Source organism: Variovorax paradoxus (genome assembly GCF_902712855.1).
Classification (GTDB): Bacteria; Pseudomonadota; Gammaproteobacteria; order Burkholderiales; family Burkholderiaceae_C; genus Variovorax; species Variovorax paradoxus_Q.
On sequence record NZ_LR743508.1, the window covers coordinates 1342156 to 1358434 of the forward strand.

Annotated in this window: 19 protein-coding genes; 9 read left to right on the forward strand and 10 right to left on the reverse strand. The window is 69.8% G+C overall.

The window, feature by feature from the left end:
- Positions 1-13: 13 nt before the first annotated feature.
- The 5 genes from AACL56_RS32830 (at position 14) to AACL56_RS32850 (ending at position 5592) form a co-directional block, all read left to right on the forward strand.
- Entirely contained in the window at positions 14-1132 is a 1119-nt protein-coding gene (locus AACL56_RS32830) for an enoyl-CoA hydratase/isomerase family protein (RefSeq protein WP_339094682.1), read from the forward strand.
- Positions 1133-1172: 40 nt separating this feature from the next.
- Positions 1173-2066 carry a 3-hydroxyisobutyrate dehydrogenase gene (gene mmsB, locus AACL56_RS32835; RefSeq protein ID WP_339094684.1) on the forward strand — a complete coding sequence of 298 codons (894 nt, stop codon included), beginning with the start codon at positions 1173-1175 and terminating at the stop codon, positions 2064-2066.
- Between the two features lie 195 nt (positions 2067-2261).
- Positions 2262-3923 (forward strand): amidohydrolase family protein, encoded by a 1662-nt coding sequence (locus AACL56_RS32840; RefSeq protein WP_339094686.1) that lies wholly within the window; start codon positions 2262-2264, stop codon positions 3921-3923.
- A 217-nt stretch (positions 3924-4140) separates the two neighbouring features.
- On the forward strand, positions 4141-5013 hold the full coding sequence (locus tag AACL56_RS32845) for a hypothetical protein (protein WP_339094688.1): 873 nt from the start codon (positions 4141-4143) through the stop codon (positions 5011-5013).
- A gap of 231 nt (positions 5014-5244) precedes the next feature.
- Positions 5245-5592: an alpha/beta hydrolase gene (locus tag AACL56_RS32850; protein ID WP_339094690.1), complete on the forward strand. Its 348-nt coding sequence runs from the start codon at positions 5245-5247 to the stop codon at positions 5590-5592.
- A gap of 92 nt (positions 5593-5684) precedes the next feature.
- Here AACL56_RS32850 and AACL56_RS32855 read toward each other — a convergent pair whose 3' ends face one another.
- The 9 genes from AACL56_RS32855 to AACL56_RS32895 form a co-directional block, all read right to left on the reverse strand.
- The gene (locus tag AACL56_RS32855) at positions 5685-6272 is read right to left on the reverse strand and encodes a DNA-3-methyladenine glycosylase I (RefSeq protein ID WP_339094692.1); all 588 of its coding nucleotides are present in this window, start codon (positions 6270-6272) and stop codon (positions 5685-5687) included.
- A 210-nt stretch (positions 6273-6482) separates the two neighbouring features.
- Positions 6483-6800 carry a chaperone modulator CbpM gene (locus tag AACL56_RS32860; RefSeq protein WP_339094694.1) on the reverse strand — a complete coding sequence of 106 codons (318 nt, stop codon included), beginning with the start codon at positions 6798-6800 and terminating at the stop codon, positions 6483-6485.
- A gap of 2 nt (positions 6801-6802) precedes the next feature.
- Positions 6803-7765 carry a DnaJ C-terminal domain-containing protein gene (locus tag AACL56_RS32865; protein WP_339094696.1) on the reverse strand — a complete coding sequence of 321 codons (963 nt, stop codon included), beginning with the start codon at positions 7763-7765 and terminating at the stop codon, positions 6803-6805.
- A gap of 63 nt (positions 7766-7828) precedes the next feature.
- Positions 7829-8479, reverse strand: a complete 651-nt coding sequence (locus tag AACL56_RS32870; RefSeq protein ID WP_339094698.1) for a histidine phosphatase family protein — start codon at positions 8477-8479, stop codon at positions 7829-7831.
- A gap of 19 nt (positions 8480-8498) precedes the next feature.
- Positions 8499-10907: a penicillin acylase family protein gene (locus AACL56_RS32875; protein WP_339094700.1), complete on the reverse strand. Its 2409-nt coding sequence runs from the start codon at positions 10905-10907 to the stop codon at positions 8499-8501.
- A gap of 95 nt (positions 10908-11002) precedes the next feature.
- Positions 11003-11584, reverse strand: a complete 582-nt coding sequence (locus tag AACL56_RS32880) for a glutathione S-transferase family protein (RefSeq protein WP_339094702.1) — start codon at positions 11582-11584, stop codon at positions 11003-11005.
- 28 nt (positions 11585-11612) lie between these two features.
- Entirely contained in the window at positions 11613-12251 is a 639-nt protein-coding gene (locus AACL56_RS32885) for a CDP-alcohol phosphatidyltransferase family protein (RefSeq protein ID WP_339094704.1), read from the reverse strand.
- A gap of 155 nt (positions 12252-12406) precedes the next feature.
- A complete protein-coding gene (locus tag AACL56_RS32890) occupies positions 12407-13156 on the reverse strand; it encodes a glutamine amidotransferase (protein WP_339094706.1) in 750 nt (249 codons plus the stop codon).
- A gap of 47 nt (positions 13157-13203) precedes the next feature.
- Complete coding sequence (locus AACL56_RS32895) at positions 13204-13530, reverse strand: LysR substrate-binding domain-containing protein (RefSeq protein WP_339094708.1); 327 nt, start codon at positions 13528-13530, stop codon at positions 13204-13206.
- Between AACL56_RS32895 and AACL56_RS32900 the strand changes: the two genes are divergently transcribed.
- From AACL56_RS32900 to AACL56_RS32915, 4 genes are all read left to right on the forward strand, one after another.
- The gene (locus tag AACL56_RS32900; protein ID WP_339094710.1) at positions 13501-13638 is read left to right on the forward strand and encodes a hypothetical protein; all 138 of its coding nucleotides are present in this window, start codon (positions 13501-13503) and stop codon (positions 13636-13638) included. The genes AACL56_RS32895 and AACL56_RS32900 overlap by 30 nt on opposite strands.
- A 116-nt stretch (positions 13639-13754) precedes the next feature.
- A complete protein-coding gene (locus AACL56_RS32905) occupies positions 13755-14228 on the forward strand; it encodes a DUF4124 domain-containing protein (protein WP_339094712.1) in 474 nt (157 codons plus the stop codon).
- 7 nt (positions 14229-14235) lie between these two features.
- Positions 14236-14703: a ribonuclease HI family protein gene (locus AACL56_RS32910; RefSeq protein ID WP_339094715.1), complete on the forward strand. Its 468-nt coding sequence runs from the start codon at positions 14236-14238 to the stop codon at positions 14701-14703.
- A 46-nt stretch (positions 14704-14749) separates the two neighbouring features.
- Entirely contained in the window at positions 14750-14998 is a 249-nt protein-coding gene (locus AACL56_RS32915) for a DUF3297 family protein (protein WP_339094716.1), read from the forward strand.
- 15 nt (positions 14999-15013) lie between these two features.
- On the opposite strand, the gene AACL56_RS32920 is transcribed toward AACL56_RS32915, so the two are convergent.
- Complete coding sequence (locus tag AACL56_RS32920; protein WP_339094718.1) at positions 15014-16048, reverse strand: DUF2272 domain-containing protein; 1035 nt, start codon at positions 16046-16048, stop codon at positions 15014-15016.
- Positions 16049-16279 lie beyond the last annotated feature (231 nt).

The window sequence follows — 16279 nt, forward strand, 5'->3', positions numbered from 1 at the left end:
TTCCGTGAATGACATGACCGACAACGTAGTTCTCTTCGACGAAATCAAGACCGCCGGTGGCCAGCGCTTCGGCGTGGCCACGCTCAATTCGCCGGCCTCGCTCAATTCGCTCTCGGTGGCGATGGTGCGCCTGCTCACGCCCAGGCTGCGCGAATGGGCGCAGGACGCAGGCATCGTCGGCGTGTTGCTGCAGGCCGCGGGCGAGAAGGCCTTCTGCGCCGGCGGCGACCTGCGCCAGCTCTACCAGACGCTGCTGGACTGCGGCCCGGAGCGCAACACCTACGCCGAAGACTTCTTCCGCGAGGAGTACGAGCTCGACCACCTGATCCACACCTTCCCCAAGCCCTTCCTGTGCTGGGGTCACGGCATCGTGATGGGCGGTGGCGTGGGCCTGCTGGCCGGCGCATCGCATCGCGTGATGACGCTGCAGAGCCGCATCGCCATGCCCGAGATCAACATCGGCCTGTACCCCGACGTGGGCGGCAGCTGGTTCCTGCGCCGCACGCCGGGCCGCACCGGCCTGTTCCTGGCGCTCACGGCTGCCAACATCAACGCGCACGACACCATCTTCTGCGGGCTGGCCGACGTGCTGGTGCGGCAGGAACGCAAGGCCGACGTGCTCGCGGCCATCGCGGCCACGCACTGGACCGGCGGCGACGCCAAGGCCGACCGTGCCACGCTCTCGCGCATCCTGGCCCAGGCCGGCGAGGGCACCGAGATGCCGCCTTCGAAGGTGCGCGAGCACTTCGACACCATCAACGCACTGATGGCAGGCGACGACCTGCTCGACATCGCGCGACGTCTGCGCGAACTTCAGAGCGACGACGCCTGGCTGCAGACCGCCGCCAAGACGTTTGCCAAGGGCGCGCCGAGTTCGGCGGCACTGAGCTTCGAGCTCTGGCAGCGCGTGCCGCGCATGTCGCTGGCCGAGGTGTTCCGCCTCGAGTACTGGGCCTCGCTGGGCTTCTGCGCGCACAAGGACTTTGCCGAGGGCATCCGTGCGGTGCTGGTCGACAAGGACCGCAACCCGCGCTGGAACCCGGCCACGCTCGAGGAAATCACGCCCGCTTTCGTCGAAGACCACCTGCGCCCGCGCGGCGAGATGCCGGCCGAGCTGGCATCGCTGGTCTGACTTTCGCCAATTCCTGGACAGAACAACGGAGACAAGACACATGAAGATCGCTTTCATCGGCCTCGGCAACATGGGCGGCCCGATGGCCATGAACCTGCACAAGGCCGGTCACACGCTCAGCGCCTTCGACCTCTCGGCCGAAGCCTGCAAGAAATTCGGCGGCGAAGGCCTGCCCATCGCCGATTCGGCGGCGGCCACGGTGGCCGATGCCGAAGTCGTCATCAGCATGCTGCCGGCCAGCGCGCACGTCGAGGGCCTGTTCCTCGGCAGCGCCGGCAAGCCGGGGCTGCTCGACAGCATCCGTGCCGGCACGCTGGTGATCGACAGCAGCACCATCGCGGCCGCCACGTCGCGCAAGGTGGCCGAGGCGGCCGCTGCCAAGGGCATCGCGATGATCGATGCGCCCGTGTCGGGCGGCACCGGCGGCGCCATTGCCGGCACGCTGACCTTCATGGTCGGCGGCGACACCAAGGACCTGGAGCGCGCGCGCCCGGTGCTCGAGAAGATGGGCGCCAACATCTTCCACGCCGGCGCGGCCGGTGCAGGGCAGACCGCGAAGATCTGCAACAACATGCTGCTCGGAATCCTGATGATCGGCACCTCTGAAGCGCTGGCGCTGGGCGTGGCCAACGGGCTCGACCCGAAGGTGCTCAGCGAGATCATGCGCCGCAGCTCGGGCGGCAACTGGGCGCTCGAGAAGTACAACCCGATGCCCGGCGTGATGGAGACGTCGCCCGCGTCGAAGAACTACGCCGGCGGCTTCGGCACCGACCTGATGCTGAAGGACCTCGGCCTGGCGCAGGAGAACGCCACCGCCGTGCGCGCGGCCACGCCGCTCGGCGGCCTGGCGCGCAGCCTATATGCGGCGCACAGCCTCGCGGGCCATGGCGCGCTCGATTTCTCGAGTGTGCTGAAGCTGGTCCAGAAGTCCTGAAGCCCTGAGGTGGCCTTCGATGCCGGCGACCCGGGCAGGGTCGACGGCATCGTCATGACCCCCGCACCGGCAAGGTGAGTGCCGGAACACGGAACACGGACCGCTCAGGCAGCCTAGGGCTTCCGTGCTATTGCGGCACACGCGCCGCGCTTTCCACAATCGCGCCCACAGAGGCTCGACAGGAAAGGCAGCGCCATGGCCACACGCAGTACCCCGATCGATCCGCTCGTCAGCCCCAGGCGGGTGCTGGCCGGCCGTGTCGTGACCATGGACGCTGCCTTCACGGTGATCCCGGACGGCCGCGTGTTCATGGAGAACGGCGTGCTGACGGCGGTGCAGCCTGCGGAAGCACCGCCGCCCGCCGGTTTCGAGTCGGTGCGCGTGACGCAGACCCGCGGCACGATCTATCCGGGGCTCGTCGACCTGCACAACCATCTGCCGTACAACGTGCTTCCGCTGTGGCAGGTTCCCAGGAAGTACGGCAACAGGGGCCAGTGGGCGAGTGCCGCGGCCTACCGCACGGCCGTCGGTGCGCCGATGAAGGTGCTGGGCGCCACGCCGGAGTTGCTGGCGTCGATCTGCCGCTACGTCGAGGCCAAGTGCCTGCTCGGCGGCACCACCACGAGCCAGGGCATCACGCTCGCCAATGCGGCGGGGATCCGGCGCTATTTCAGGGGCGTGGTGCGCAACGTGGAAGCCACGGACGAAGCCGCGCTGCCGCCGGCATCGACCCGCGTTCCCGATGTCGCCGCGCGCGACGCGCAGGCGTTCCTCACGCGGCTGAAGCGCCAGAAGACCTGCTACCTGCTGCACCTGAGCGAAGGTCTCGATGCGACGGCGCACCGCGCATTCGAGGCGCTGCAGCTGGCGCCCGGCGAATGGGCCATCACGCCTTCGCTGTGCGGCATCCATGCCGCGGCACTGAAGGCGCCGGACTTCGAGACGCTGGCCGCGCACGGTGGCAGCATGGTCTGGTCTCCCTTCAGCAACCTGCTGCTGTACGGCGGCACCGCCGATGTCGGCGCCGCCAAGGCGGCCGGCGTGCCGATCGCGCTCGGCCCCGACTGGGCACCCACCGGGAGCCGCAACCAGCTGGGCGAGCTGAAGGTCGCGTGGCTGTGGAGCGAGATGCACGGCCTGTTCTCCGCGCGCGATCTCGTCGCCATGGTCACGCGCGATGCGGCGCGGATGCTCGAATGGTCCGGCGCGCTCGGTTCGCTCGAGGCGGGCAAGCGCGCCGATCTCATGGTGGTCGACGGCGTGCAGGGCGATCCGTACCAGCAACTGATCTTCGCCACCGAGGCCGACGTGCGGCTCGTGGTCATCAACGGCGTGGCGCGCGTCGGGATGCTGTCGATGATGCGTGCCATGGGCGCATCGGCCGGCGAGCGCATCAAGGTCGGCGGCGAATCGCGGCTGGCCGACCTGGCGCACCCGCAGGCCGATCCGCTGGTGCAGGGGCTCGGCATCGGCGCCGCGCACGACAAGCTGGTGGATGCGCTGGGGCAACTGCCCGCGCTCGCACGGCGCGCCGAACGGCCCATGCCCGTGTCGGCGCTGGCACGGATGGGCGCGGCACCGGAGGCGAACGCCTGGCACCTGGCGCTCGACGAACTGGTCGACACGGGCGTCGACCTGCGCCACCACCTGGCGCCTGCCGGCGCCGAAGGCCGTCCCCTGCAGCGCGCGCTCATGCGGCCCGTCGGCGCGGCAGCCGGGCCATTGCCTTCGGCGGAGGTGAAGAAGATGCCCGTCGATCCGCTGACCGTGGTCGACGACCCGGACTACCTCGACAGGATCGACGCCCAGCCCAATCTGCCGCAGGACATCAAGGACGGGCTGCGGGCGTTCTGGTGAGTGCGGTTTGCATGGCCGCTGCAGTGCCCTGCAGCAGCTCGATGCGAACGAAGTCCGCCAGCCATGGCGGGGCCGATGTGCCGTGCGTGCAGGTCATGTACAGCCGCCCGTGAGCCTCTTGCCGACCGCGCGCTGCGCCGTCGAACATGGTCGTGGCCGCCAGCCTGTTGCGCCAGGAGCTGACAGCGGGTCGACCGCAGGCGCCAATAATGGCGCCATGTTGTTTTCACCGAATCGCCTTCTTCGCCTCGCTTCGTCTCGCATCTTCGCGTTGCTGCTGCCGCTCGCGTTCGCCGTACCGCTGGCGAGCTGGGCGCAGGGCCGCGCCGATGCATTGCTCCAGTTCGAGGGCGTGCAGGCGCGCTACCAGGCCTCGTACGAACCGGGCGCTGTCGCGCGCGGCGCCAGGGAACTGCTCGACCCCGACGACCTGGCCATTGCGGGCAAGGCACTGAAGGCGCTCGACGCCGCATCCGGCCGTGCGTTCAATGTCAAGGCTTCGATGGCCGCCATCCGCCAGGAGGTGGCCTCCGCGGGCACCGGCGGCGCAGCCCCGAGCCCGCAGGTGCTGGCTGCGGTGTCGCGCTTCGCAAAGCTGCGCAGCGACTACAACGCCATGAGCGAAGCCGGCAAGGCCGAGTTCTTCAACCGCGAACGTGCACGCCCCGCGGACCCGGCGCGCACCGAGCTGCTCGAACGCATGAGCGTGGCCGAGGTGCGCGAGATCGACTTCTCGAGCCAGCTGCTGATGAGCGCCGTCGTGAAGCAGCTTGCGCGCGGCAACGGCGGCCAGCTCAGCGGCCTGCCCGACAGCACGCTGGACATGGCGCTCGACACCTTGTGGTCGCGCGGCGTGACTTCCACGCGGCCGCGCAACCTGATGATCGTGGCGCGCGAGTTCGAGAAGCAGGTCACGCAGGCGCTGATCGCCGCCTTGCCCGATGCCGACGTCGCGGCGCTGCTGGCCTGGCGCAACGACCCGCAGGCCGCGGCCGAGCGCGAGGCGCTGGTCGGCACCTACCGCGCCGAGGTCAAGGGCAGCGGCGGGGTCGCGCTGCGCACGCTGGTGCGCCGCTGGCCGAAGTCGTGAGGCCTTGACGAACGAGCGCAAAAGTACGCAAACTAAAAAAGCGCAGCAGCGAACTTCGACGGTGGTCAGTGCGTTTTCTCACGCCAAAGCGCAGATAGACCGGCCTTGTCGGAAAGTTCCTCTTCATTGTTTCAATTTCGTGAACACCGCGATTCAATTCGAATAGGGTTTTCCCTAGGCATTGCGGTGCACACTTGCGGCACCCAAAAGCCCAATAAAGAAGGAATTGAAATGAAGACCTCGAACATCCTCGCCGCTGCCGCCCTGTCCCTGCTCGCCGCCGCTGGCGCCCATGCAGAAACCTACGAAGGCGTGCAAGCCGTGACCTCCGGCTACAGCCGCGCCGACGTGGCGCCCCAGGCCGTGGCAGCAGCCCGCGCCGGCAACGTGTACGGCGACGGCGTGTCGTCGACGGTTGCTCCCGCCCTGACCGCATCGGCCGACCGCGCCACCATCCGCAGCGAAGCCGTGGCTGCCGCTCACGCTCCCGGCCAGAACCTGCGCCGCGAATCGTTCCCCGACAGCGTGGTGCCCGCGCAAGCCAAGGCCCGCAGCTTCACGCGCCAGGCCGGCCTGTAAATCGAAGGCGGCGAAAGCCGCTTCGATCGCATCGCCAAGAAAAAAACCGGACCCTGCGAAAGCAGCGTCCGGTTTTTTCATGGGCGCGCGGTTCAGGCGCCGGCCTTGGCCTTGTGCTTCTCGCCGTGCCGGTGGCAATCGTGCGCGTGGTCGTCCACGATGCCCGTGGCCTGCATCCACGCGTAGACGATCACCGGCCCGACGAACTTGAAGCCCCGCTTCTTCAGCGCGGCCGAGATGTCTTCCGACAGCGGCGTCTTCACCGGCACGTTGCCTGTGCGGTTCACGATGGGCTTGCCGCCGGCCATGCCCCAGATGAACTCCGAGAAGTCCTCGCCGGCCGCCTGCATCGCGAGATAGGCGCGCGCGTTGCCGATGGTGGCCTCGATCTTCGAGCGCGAGCGCACGATGCCTGCGTCCTGCATGAGCCGCTCGATGTCGGCCTCGGTGAACTTGACGATCTTCTCGGGGACGAAGCCCTTGAACGCCTTGCGGAAGGCGTCGCGCTTGCGCAGGATGGTGAGCCACGACAACCCCGCCTGGAAGCCGTCGAGCATGAGCTTCTCCCACAGCGCGCGGCTGTCGTGCTCGGGAACGCCCCATTCGGCGTCGTGGTAGGCCGCCAGCAGCGGGTCGGTCCGGGCCCAGGCGCAGCGGATCTTGTCGGTGGTGTTGCTCATTGGTCGGGTGTTCGCTCGGCTGGCGGCGGGAGTTTTTTCGAGCGGGGCAGGGCGCCCCGTATTTTCGATTTTCATCGCCTGCCGTGCCGACGATGAGGTTCAGCCGAGGTATTTCATGCTGCGCCCTGCAAGCCGACCGCTGCGAAGCGGTCGAATTCCATCGGCTCTTCGAGCCGGTGACCGGCACGGGCCAGCGCGGTGACGCCGGTGCTATCCCAACCTGTGCGCGTGCAGCACGGCCTTGAGCCGCCGCACTTCATGCTGCAGGTCGAGGATCAGTGCAGCCGCATCAAGCCCCACGCCGAAATCGCGTTCCAGCCGGCGGGCCTCGAGCGCGCACTGCAGGTCGGTACTGGAGAACTGCCAGCGCTCGGGCTGGGTCTCGGCGGGTTCGATGCGCAGGATGCCGACCTCGACCAGTTGCACGACCCAAGCGGTGTCTGCGCCGACGGCGTGCGCCAGTTCGGTGGCGGCCAGCGGTTGCGAGGCGCTGATGGCGGTGGCCGTTGTAAGGGTGAAATTCACCATGCTCAGACTCCCAGATGCTGGCGTGGGTTGAACGATGCCGTGGCTTGCGCCAGTTGCTCGTAAGCCTTTCGGGTCTCGTCGCTCTCGGCGGGCGGCAGCGCGATGTCGACCATCAGGTACAGGTCGCCCGGCGTCTTGCCCGCGAATCCGCGGCCCTTGAGCCGCAGCTTCAGGCCGTTGCGTGCGTTGCGCGGCACGGTGACCTCGACCACGCCGCCGGTCGGCGTGGGCACCTGCACCTGCGCACCCAGTGCCGCTTCGGCGGGCGTGACGGGCAGCGTCATGTACAGGTCGCGCTCTTCCACGCGGTACAGCTTGTGCGGCGCGATGCGCACCTCGAGGTAGAGGTCGCCCGGCGCTTCCCCGCCGTGGCCGGGCATGCCTTGACCGGCGAGGCGGATGAACTGGCCCGGGTGCACGCCCGGCGGGATCTTCACGCTGAGCGTGCGGTTCTCCCAATGCGGCTGGCCCTGTGCGTCGACCGTCTGCGCGCGCAGCGTGATCTCGCGCTCGGCGCCGTTGAGGGCGTCTTCCAGCGTGATCTCGATGGCCGCATGGTGGTCTTCGCCGCGCGCGCGAAAGTTCTGCCGTGCGGCGCCGCGCCGCTCGGCCTCGCCGAACAGCGACGAGAAGAACTCGCTGAAGTCGGCGTGGTCCGCCGGCCCCTGGCGCGGGCCGCGATGGAACTCGAAGCCTTCGTCCCAGCCCGGCGGAGGCTGGAAGCCGCCCTCGGGGTGGCCACCGCGCGCGACGCGGTCGGCAAGCGCGTCGTAGGCGGCGCGCTTTTCCTTGTCGCCCAGTACGTCCTTGGCCTCATTGATGTCGCGCATGCGCTGCTCGGCGTCGGGCTCCTTGCTGACGTCGGGGTGGTACTTGCGGGCGAGCTTGCGGTAGGCCTTGCGCACTTCGTCGTCGGACGCGGTGCGCTCGATGCCCAGGGCACTGTAGTAGTCCTTGAAATCCATGGTGTGTGGCGGTTCGTTGGGTGGACGGCTTGGCAGGCCTGGGCTCGGGGCGCCGGGCTGGCGCTAGGCCAGCGCTGCCTCGCCGTCTGCATGCCGCAGCAGCGGCGTTACAGCCCAAGTGGGGCCGGTGCGTGCAAAACGCAATGGCTGGGCGTTGCCCATGATGCCCGCGTCGACCGTCACGCCCAGCAGCGCGGCCAGCACGTAGAGCGTGCCACCGTGCGCCACCACCAGCACCGGTGCGGGCTGCCGGAGTGCGGCGTCGAGCGCGGCGCGCTTGCGCGACACGAACTGCGCGAGCGTCTCGCCGCCCTCGGGCTCGCAGGCCCAGTCGATGTTGGCCGAAGAGGTGCCGATGAGCGCGCCGAAGTTGCGTTCGCGCAGTGCCTCGTGGGCCGTGGGCGTGAGGCGCAGCGCAGCGGCCACCGCATGGGCGGTGTCGAAGGCGCGGCGTGCGTCGCTGCAGACGACGGTGCGTATCGGCTCGCCGGCCAGCAGCCCGGCGGCGCGCGCGGCCTGTTGCAGACCCAGTTCGCTCAGCGGCTCGTCGGGCGCCTGGAACACCCGCAGCGCGTTGCGGCCCGTCTGGCCGTGGCGCAGGAAGTAGAAGTGATCGCAGGCCGGGTCGAGCGGCTGCGCGCCGGCGATCCGGACCAGCTGGTCGAGCCCGCCGGCGGCGGTGTGGAGGGGTGGGTTCTGCGAGGACATGTTCATCGGTCGATCGATCGATCGTTCAGTACGCCAGCTGCAGAGGCCGGCCTTCGCGCTGCGCCTCCACGTCGGCACGGTGGAAAGGCAGCGGATGCCACTGCTTGGCCGCGAACAGCGGCAGCTGGTCGTAGGCGCGCGGCGAGGCCAGGTCGCTGCTCTGGCCGTAGGTGAGCAGGCCCTGAGCGACCGGGCCGCGCTCGTCGAAGGTCACGACCTGCATGTAGCTGCTGCCGTAGTTCACGTTGTAGCCCTTCGGGTCGATGAGCGACTGGCCCTGCGACTCGAGCTTGTTGAGCACGCCCTCGAACTCGTCGCCGCCGTGCAGTGCGATCCTGCGGCCGCGCACCTCGCGCGACTGCGGCACGCCCAGCGGCACGTCGGCCGCGAAGCCGGCGGTGCGCAGCGTGGTCACGGCGTCGCCCACGGCCTTGAACACCGCCTCGCGCGTGGCGGGCGTCGCCATGTCCAGCCCTGCGGGCGTGGTCACGGGCTGTGCCGGGTCGAAGGGCTGGCGCCACACCTTCGGGATGTCCTTGGCCTTGCGCCAGAACTCGCGGAACAGCGCCGCGCCCTTGGCGTCGGCGTTGCTGGTGCGGTCCCAGGCCGCGAGCACGCGGCAGCCGTGCGCCTGGTCGACCGTGAGCGAGGAGCCCGCGGCGGCGCACGCCGCCTGCAGGTCGTCCATCACCAGCATGCCGGCCAGGTTCCTGTCGCGGAAGATCACGCTGCGCAGCTCGGCCGCGCCCATGCGGTTGCCCGGCAGGCCGTCGTTGCCGGCCAGGCGGCCTTCGATTTCCATGATGCCGCTGCGCGTGCGCAGCCGCTGGGGCACGCCGATGGGGCCGACCAGCGGAGACACGCCCGCCATCGGCGCGACGCGCGGATTGCTCAGCCAGAAGCTGTCGTTGCTGTTCTGCACGTAGTCTGGCGTCACCAGCACCGGCATCCGTGCCGGCGCGACGATGCCCGGCGCGGCGGCCGTGGCGTCGCGGTTCCAGGCGCAGGCGCTGCGCGAACCGTCGAGCACCGGCAGGCCGGCCGCGTTGAGCAGCGCCGCCGCAGCGGGCGAGGGCGCGCAGGCGCGCAGCATCTCGGCCGACACGTCGGGCACCACCGACAGGTCGGCGTACATCGCGTTGCCGTCGCGATCGGCTGCGATGGTGTTGATCCACGGCATGCCCTGGTTGCCCATGGCGGCGCGCAGCTCGGCCACGTTGCGGGCCTGGGCCATCTTCATCCAGCTCTCGGCGGAGCGCACGTTGAGCGTGTTGGCATCGCGGATGGCGTAGGCCTTCTGCGCGGTCCAGCCCAGTCCGGCGCGCGGCAGCGAGATCACCGGCCCCCACTCGGTCGCGTAGAAGGTGTGCTGCACGGCGGGTCCGTTGCCACCGGTGGCCGCGGCCGGCAGCGCCACGGTGCGCGCGACCATCTTCCTAGGCTGGCCGTCGACCCAGTACACGGTCGGATCGTTCGGGTCGAGCTTGAGTTCGTACAGCGTGAAGCGCTTGCCGGTCGACACCGTATGGGTCCAGGCCACGTCCTTGTTGAAGCCGATCGACACGACCGGGCTCAGTCCGCCGGTCGCGCCCATCACGTCGAGCTGGCCGGGAATGGTCAGGTGCATTTCCCAGAAGCGGTTCGTGCCGTTCCAGGGAAAGTGCGGGTTGCCCAGCAGCAGGCCACGGCCGTCGGGCGTGGCGTTGCGCCCGAAAGCCCAGCCGTTGGAGCCGAGCTCGCCGCCTTCAGGGTTGTCGTTGAAGCTGTGGCGCCCGATCTCGGCGACGGCTTCCTTCAATTCGACCGGGGCGGCGCCCGTCTTCGCGCCGGCGGCCGGCGGCACGGCGGCCAGCACGGCGCCCGCCAGCGCACCCAGGCCGCCCTGGATCATCGATTGCTCGGTGGCGCGCGCCAGGTCGTTGGCCGTCATGGGCCGCACCCAGGGCTTGCCGCGGCACGCGGCGGGCAGTCCGTTGGGGCCGGCGTCCTGCAGGTAGCGGTTGTAGCCCGCCACGTAGCCGCGCAGCGCGGCCTGCACCTGCGGGCTCGTGGTGGCCCCCGCGCGGGCGAGCGCCGCGTCGTCCATGTGATAGCGGATGAACAGGTCGATCTGCGCGTTGGGCATGCGGCCCAGGCCCAGTTCGCCGGTGTTCTGCGCGCCCAGGAACTGCGAGCGCTCGCCGCGCAGCGTGAGCAGGTGCTCGGCGGTCTGGCAGACGTTGTCCTGCGCGTGCGCATAGGCGCTGCCGTAGGCCAGGCCTTCGTAGTCGGGCGCGGTGATGTGCGCGATGCCGAAGGTGGTGCGCTCGATGGTCACGGTGCGTCCGCCGGGCGGCGGTGCGCTGGCGCAAGCGGCCAGCAGGGCGGCGGCGCCGAGGGCGAGTGCCGTCAGCGAAAAGCGGCGAGACGAAGCGGTTGTCTTCCTGGGTGTCATGGTGCGGGCGTGTTGTTATCGAATGGGAAAGGAATCCGATTAGAGGGCGTGCCCGCCGCCGCGCGTTGTCAACAGCGCGGCACGCCGCGCCATGTTCAGCCGAACTTCATGCCCTTGGGGCGGGCCTGCAGCCGGTGGATGTAGGCATCGATCTTCGGCCGGTTCGAGCGGCCGCCGAAGGCACGGTGCCAGATGAACATCGAGCCGATCATCACGTCGGCCGCGGTGAACTGCGCGCCGAACAGGTAGGGGCCGTCGCCCAGCTCGCGCTCGACCGCGTCCTTGGCGTCCTCGAAGTCGGTCCAGCCGCGCGCCCGGTTGTTGCTCTTGATCTTCATCAGGCTGTCGCCCATCGACGGCTCCAGCTGCGAGGTCGAATAGACCATGAGCGACAGGTAGCGTCCGCGCTCCGGCGAGCCCACCGGCGGGGCCAGCCGCTTGCCCGGAAACTTCTCGGCCACGTACATGCAGATGGCCGCGTTCTCGAACACGCGCGTTCGGCCGTCGACCAGCGCGGGCAGCTTGCCCGCGGGGTTGATCTTCAGGAATTCGGGCTTCTTGTGCGCGCCTTCCTTCAGGAGCGTGGTGACGATCTCGTAGTCGACGCCGGCTTCGTCGAGCATCCACTTGGCCACCTGCGAACGGCTCTGCGGGTCGAAGTACAGCTTCATGGTCATCGTGTGTCTCCTTTCTCGCGAATCGAATTCAGAACTTGGGAATGCGCAGCGTCTTGCTGATCATGAGCGTGCCCGACAGGCCGAACAGCAGCGTGAGCGGATGCAGCTGCCACGGGCCGATGAGCCACGCGCCGCCCCACAGCGCGTCGCCGATGCGGCCCTGCGAGGCCGCATACGCGAGCACGCCGACCAGCACCACGCTGGTGGGAATGGGTGTGCCCTCGAAGTACTTCACCTTGTTGGCGCCTTCGGACAATGCCTCGGCCGTCACGTTGTAGCGCGCGAGACGGCTCACGCCGCAGCACACGAAGTAGACCAGCAGCACGCAGTCCCAGCCGCCGCTCAGTCCGGCGGCGAAGCCCAGCGCGGCAGGCGCCACCCCGAAGGAGATCACGTCGGCCAGCGAGTCGAGTTCGCGGCCGAGCGCCGACTGGGTCTGCCGCCAGCGCGCGATGCGCCCGTCGAACACGTCGAAGATGAAGGCCGCCGGTGCGAGCGCCGCAGCCCAGAAGAACTGCGCCAGCGACTGGCTCGCCATGAACGCCATCGCCAGGAACACGCCGCCTACCCCGCACGCCGCGTTGCCGAGCGTGAAGACGTCGGCCAGGTGGAACTCCCTGATCATCGAGAAGTGCCTGCGGCCGGGAGAGGGGGAAGGGGTGGTCATGAGGCTCGGTTCAGGTGTTTCGGGAAGCAAGCAGGAAAGGCCGGCGGCCACTGAAGGTCGATGGAGCGCACCTTAACCGAAGCAGGCAAGGCTTCTTGTAGTCGCGGTCCGACGAAAAGGCGGGGCCTGGAGACCCCGCCGCGCAGTCCGGGCGCTCAGGCGACGCCCTGGTGCGCCTCGACGATGCGGGCGAAGCGCCCGAGCAACCCCGCCGCCGCGTCGGTCGCGGCCACGTTCTCGCGCAGCGCGGCCGGGTCTGCCCCCTCGGCGCTCAGGTCGCCGGCCAGCATGTCGATGTAGCCGCGCATCACGCCGGCATCGAACTCGGGGTGGAACTGCACGCCCCAGGCGTTGCCGCCCACGCGGAAGGCCTGCACCGGCTCGTGCGCGTTGCCGGCCAGCCGCACCGCGCCCTCGGGCAGGCGCAGCGCGCTCTGCCAGTGCACCACGTTCGCCGGAAACTGCGCCGGCAGGCCGCGCAGCAGCGCGTCGCCGGCCGCGGCCTCTTCGAGCGTGACCGTGACGGTGCCCACTTCCACGCCCTGCGGGTGGTTGCCCGCCTCGCCGCCGAGCGCGTGCGCCAGCAGCTGGTGGCCGTAGCAGATGCCGAGCACCGGCGTGTCGCGCGACACGAGCTGCGCGAGCCAGGCGGCCGTGGTTTCGCTCCAGGGCTCGCGGTGCGACACCATTGCATGCGAACCCGTCACCACCGCGCCCGAGACCTCGGCCGGGTCGGGCAGCGTGTCGCCGCGGCGCGGGTCGATCACCACGATCGGCAGCGCCTGCGTGTCCATTCCGTCGGCGATCCAGTGCTCGAAGTCGCCGCGCTCTGCGCGAAGGGCTTCGAAGGTGCTTCCGACCTTGACGATGACGAGCGGATGCGGATTCGGGGGCGTTTTTTCCATGGCCGCGATGATGCCGCAGAGCGAAAGCTCGGTTTCGGCGCGCGGTTTCAGCGCGAGGCCTCCCGGCTGTGCAGCAGGTCCATGAAGGCCCGGCCCACCGGCGAGGGCGACCGCCCCGCGCGCGTGATCAGCCCGATGGGCCGCGACATGGCCGGACGCTGCAGCGGCACCGTCACGAGGTCGTCGTTGCGCGTGAGCTGGAGCGCCAGCCGCGGCAGCGCCGTGATGCCCAGGCCCGCGGCCACCAGCGCGCCCGCCGCGGCCACGCTCGGGTATTCCAGCGCCGGCACCACCTGCAGCCCGCATCGGTGATCGGGCGGATGCTGCTGCGAAAGCCGCTGGCAATGAAGGGCCGCGTCGCGAACAACGACCATGCCGCCGAGGTTCGCGAGGCGAGCGGATCGTCGCGCCTGCAGCAGCAGGCGGCAGAGTCGCAGAAGTGGGGGCAGGTGATCCGCGCGGCCGGCATCCAGCCGGAATGACGATGCGGTGAGTGGGGCCGGGGGCTCGCACGCCGGGCGGGGTGAGGCTACAGTTGGCGCATCCCTTGCAGCCCGGCTGCAACCCGACCCGACCGATCTCACCTGGCCCATCACCGATGCGTTCCCTGGCACTGCTCCTGTCGATCTCCGCCGCCGCGTTGGGCGCGCACGCGGACGTGGTTCGCTGCACCGACGCCAAGGGGGCCATCTCGTACACGAACGTCGAGTGCCCGGCGGGCAGCAAACAGTCGCGCCAGGTGCAGATCCTGCAAGCGCCGGCACCCGACCCGAACCGCCGGCCCGAATACGTGCTGCCGCAAGGGGCTGCGCCCGTGGCGCCACCGCCCGCGCAGGTGGCGGCCAATCCGCCGTCGGGTCCTGCCATCATTCCGCGCTATCCCCCCGGCATGCAGGAGCCGGAGCAGCAGCAGCCGGCGGCCGATCCGCCTGTCGTCATCCTGAGCCCCGATCCGTACTACGACGGCGTGCGCCCTATTCGCAGGCCGCCGCCGCATGCCCGCGACCCCGGTCCGCCGCCCGGCCAGCGGCCTTGCCAGAACCTGGCGGGCATCAAGCGCAGCAACTGCTGAAGCCCGGATGAGCGCGAGCGACAGCGGCGGGCCGGCAGGGCTTGCCTGGACCGTGCATTGCGACGGCAGCGCCATGCCCAATCCCGGGCGCATGGGCGTCGGTGCCGTCATCACCGCGCCGGACGGCACGAAGCACACCCTCTCGCAGGCCACGCACGCCATCGGCTGCAACAACGAAGCCGAACTCCTTGCGCTCACCCTCGCGCTGCAGGATCTGCGCGCACGCGGCGCCACCACCGTGCGGGCCTACAGCGACAACAGCATCCTGGTCGAGCAACTGGGCGCTGCCGGGGCCAGGCCGGTCGCGCGCATGGCGGGCCTCTTCGACGAAGCCCGTGCGTTGCTCGGCAGCTTCGCGCATGCGCAGGTGCAGTGGATTCCCCGCCATCGCAACAGCGAGGCCGATGCGCTGGCCCGCGCCGCACTGGGCTTTGCGCCCAGGCCGCCGGCACGTTTCCGGAAACGGCGGCGATAGGCCCCGGCGCCGGCGACGGGTGCGGGAACCCCTATCATCACGCGCCATGACAGAAGCCACCTCCCGCCCACCTCTTCCCGACCATCTCTCCATCGACCCGCGCAGCCCGCACCACGTGGCCGCCGCCTTCGAGCACGACATCGGCATCCGCCTCAACGGCAAGGACCGCCTCGACGTCGAGGAATACTGCATCAGCGAAGGCTGGGTCAAGGTGCCCGCCGGCAAGACGCTCGACCGCAAGGGCAAGCCGCTGCTGATCAAGCTCAAGGGGACCGTCGAGGCCTACTACAAGTAAGCCCGCGCCAGTTTCTCAACGCCACTGCAGCAACAGCGACCACGGCTGGCGGCTCATGTGGCGGTCGATGCACCCGGCCACGCCCGGTGTGCATCCCTCGGGCAGGTAGCTCGGGTCCAGCCAGCGCGTGCCCGGCGCAAAATCGAGCCGGCGCCGCGTGACCGACTGCAGCACGTTGCCGCCCACCGCATCGAAGCCCGTGGCGTCCACCGCCACCACCACGTCGCAATGCATCGGCAGGGCCTCTCCGCCGGTATCGCGCGTGGCCAGTACCTCGCCGATCTTGTCGAAGGTGTCCAGCTCGGCGCCCGCGCCGCGCGCCTGGCACACCAGGTCGCCGGCACGCGGCGGCGTGCGCCTCAGGTCGCAGGCGCGCATGGCATAGCGCGTGGGGCGGCCTGCCGCTTCCTCGGCGCCGGCCTGCCATGCGGCGCCTGCGTAGTCGACATGCGCCTCCGAGAAGACGAATTCATCGTCCGCCAACCCCGCCTGGCGGGCCAGCCAGCTGATGAAGGCGGCGGACCACGGCGTGTCGATCACCGAGGTCCGCGCCAGCGCCACCTGCACGGCGCGCAGTTCGTTCGACTCCAGTCCTTCGTCGGGGCCAACGCCCATTCCCTGCAGCCTTCCGGCTGTCGCCTCGTTCAGCGCCTGCATCAGCAAGTGCCGGTTGGCAGGGCGCAGCCCGCCGAAGCGCACCTGCGTGGGCAGGCGCGGATCGACCGCCTCCCAGTAGCGCAGCACTCGCTGCCACGGCGCCAGGCTTGGCACGGTGCGGCGCGTGTCCTCGGCCTCGGAATCGCCGGCTTCGGTCATGCGGCCTTCGGCATCCATCGACTGGCCGCCGAAGGCCTCGTGCTCCTGCACTGCGAAGGTGGCCATGGCGAGCGCGCGTGAGGGGGCGGGCGCCTGCATGGCGGTGTCGAGACAGCTCGGCGCGGCCAGCGCCAGCGCCAGCGCGGGTGCGCCTGCAAGACACAGCGTGCCGATGAAAGCCCTGGCGAAGTCGGCACGGTGCGGGAAGAAAAGGAAAGCGTTGCGTCGCGGCATGTGGCGGCGAGCATAGCCCGGCGCCACGACGCCTCGCCTCGACACCCGATCGCACCGTGGCAACGCACGAAGGCAAGGTGGAGATCGTCCCTGCGACCACGACGGGGACACGTCGTTCTCGCGACACCGGCGGTGCCACCCACTGCAATCGCGCCAACGAGAAGAGGGCATAAGTTCGAACGCGGAAGGCATCGCGTCGGCCGAATGCATTAACGCCCGAACGCATGTCGG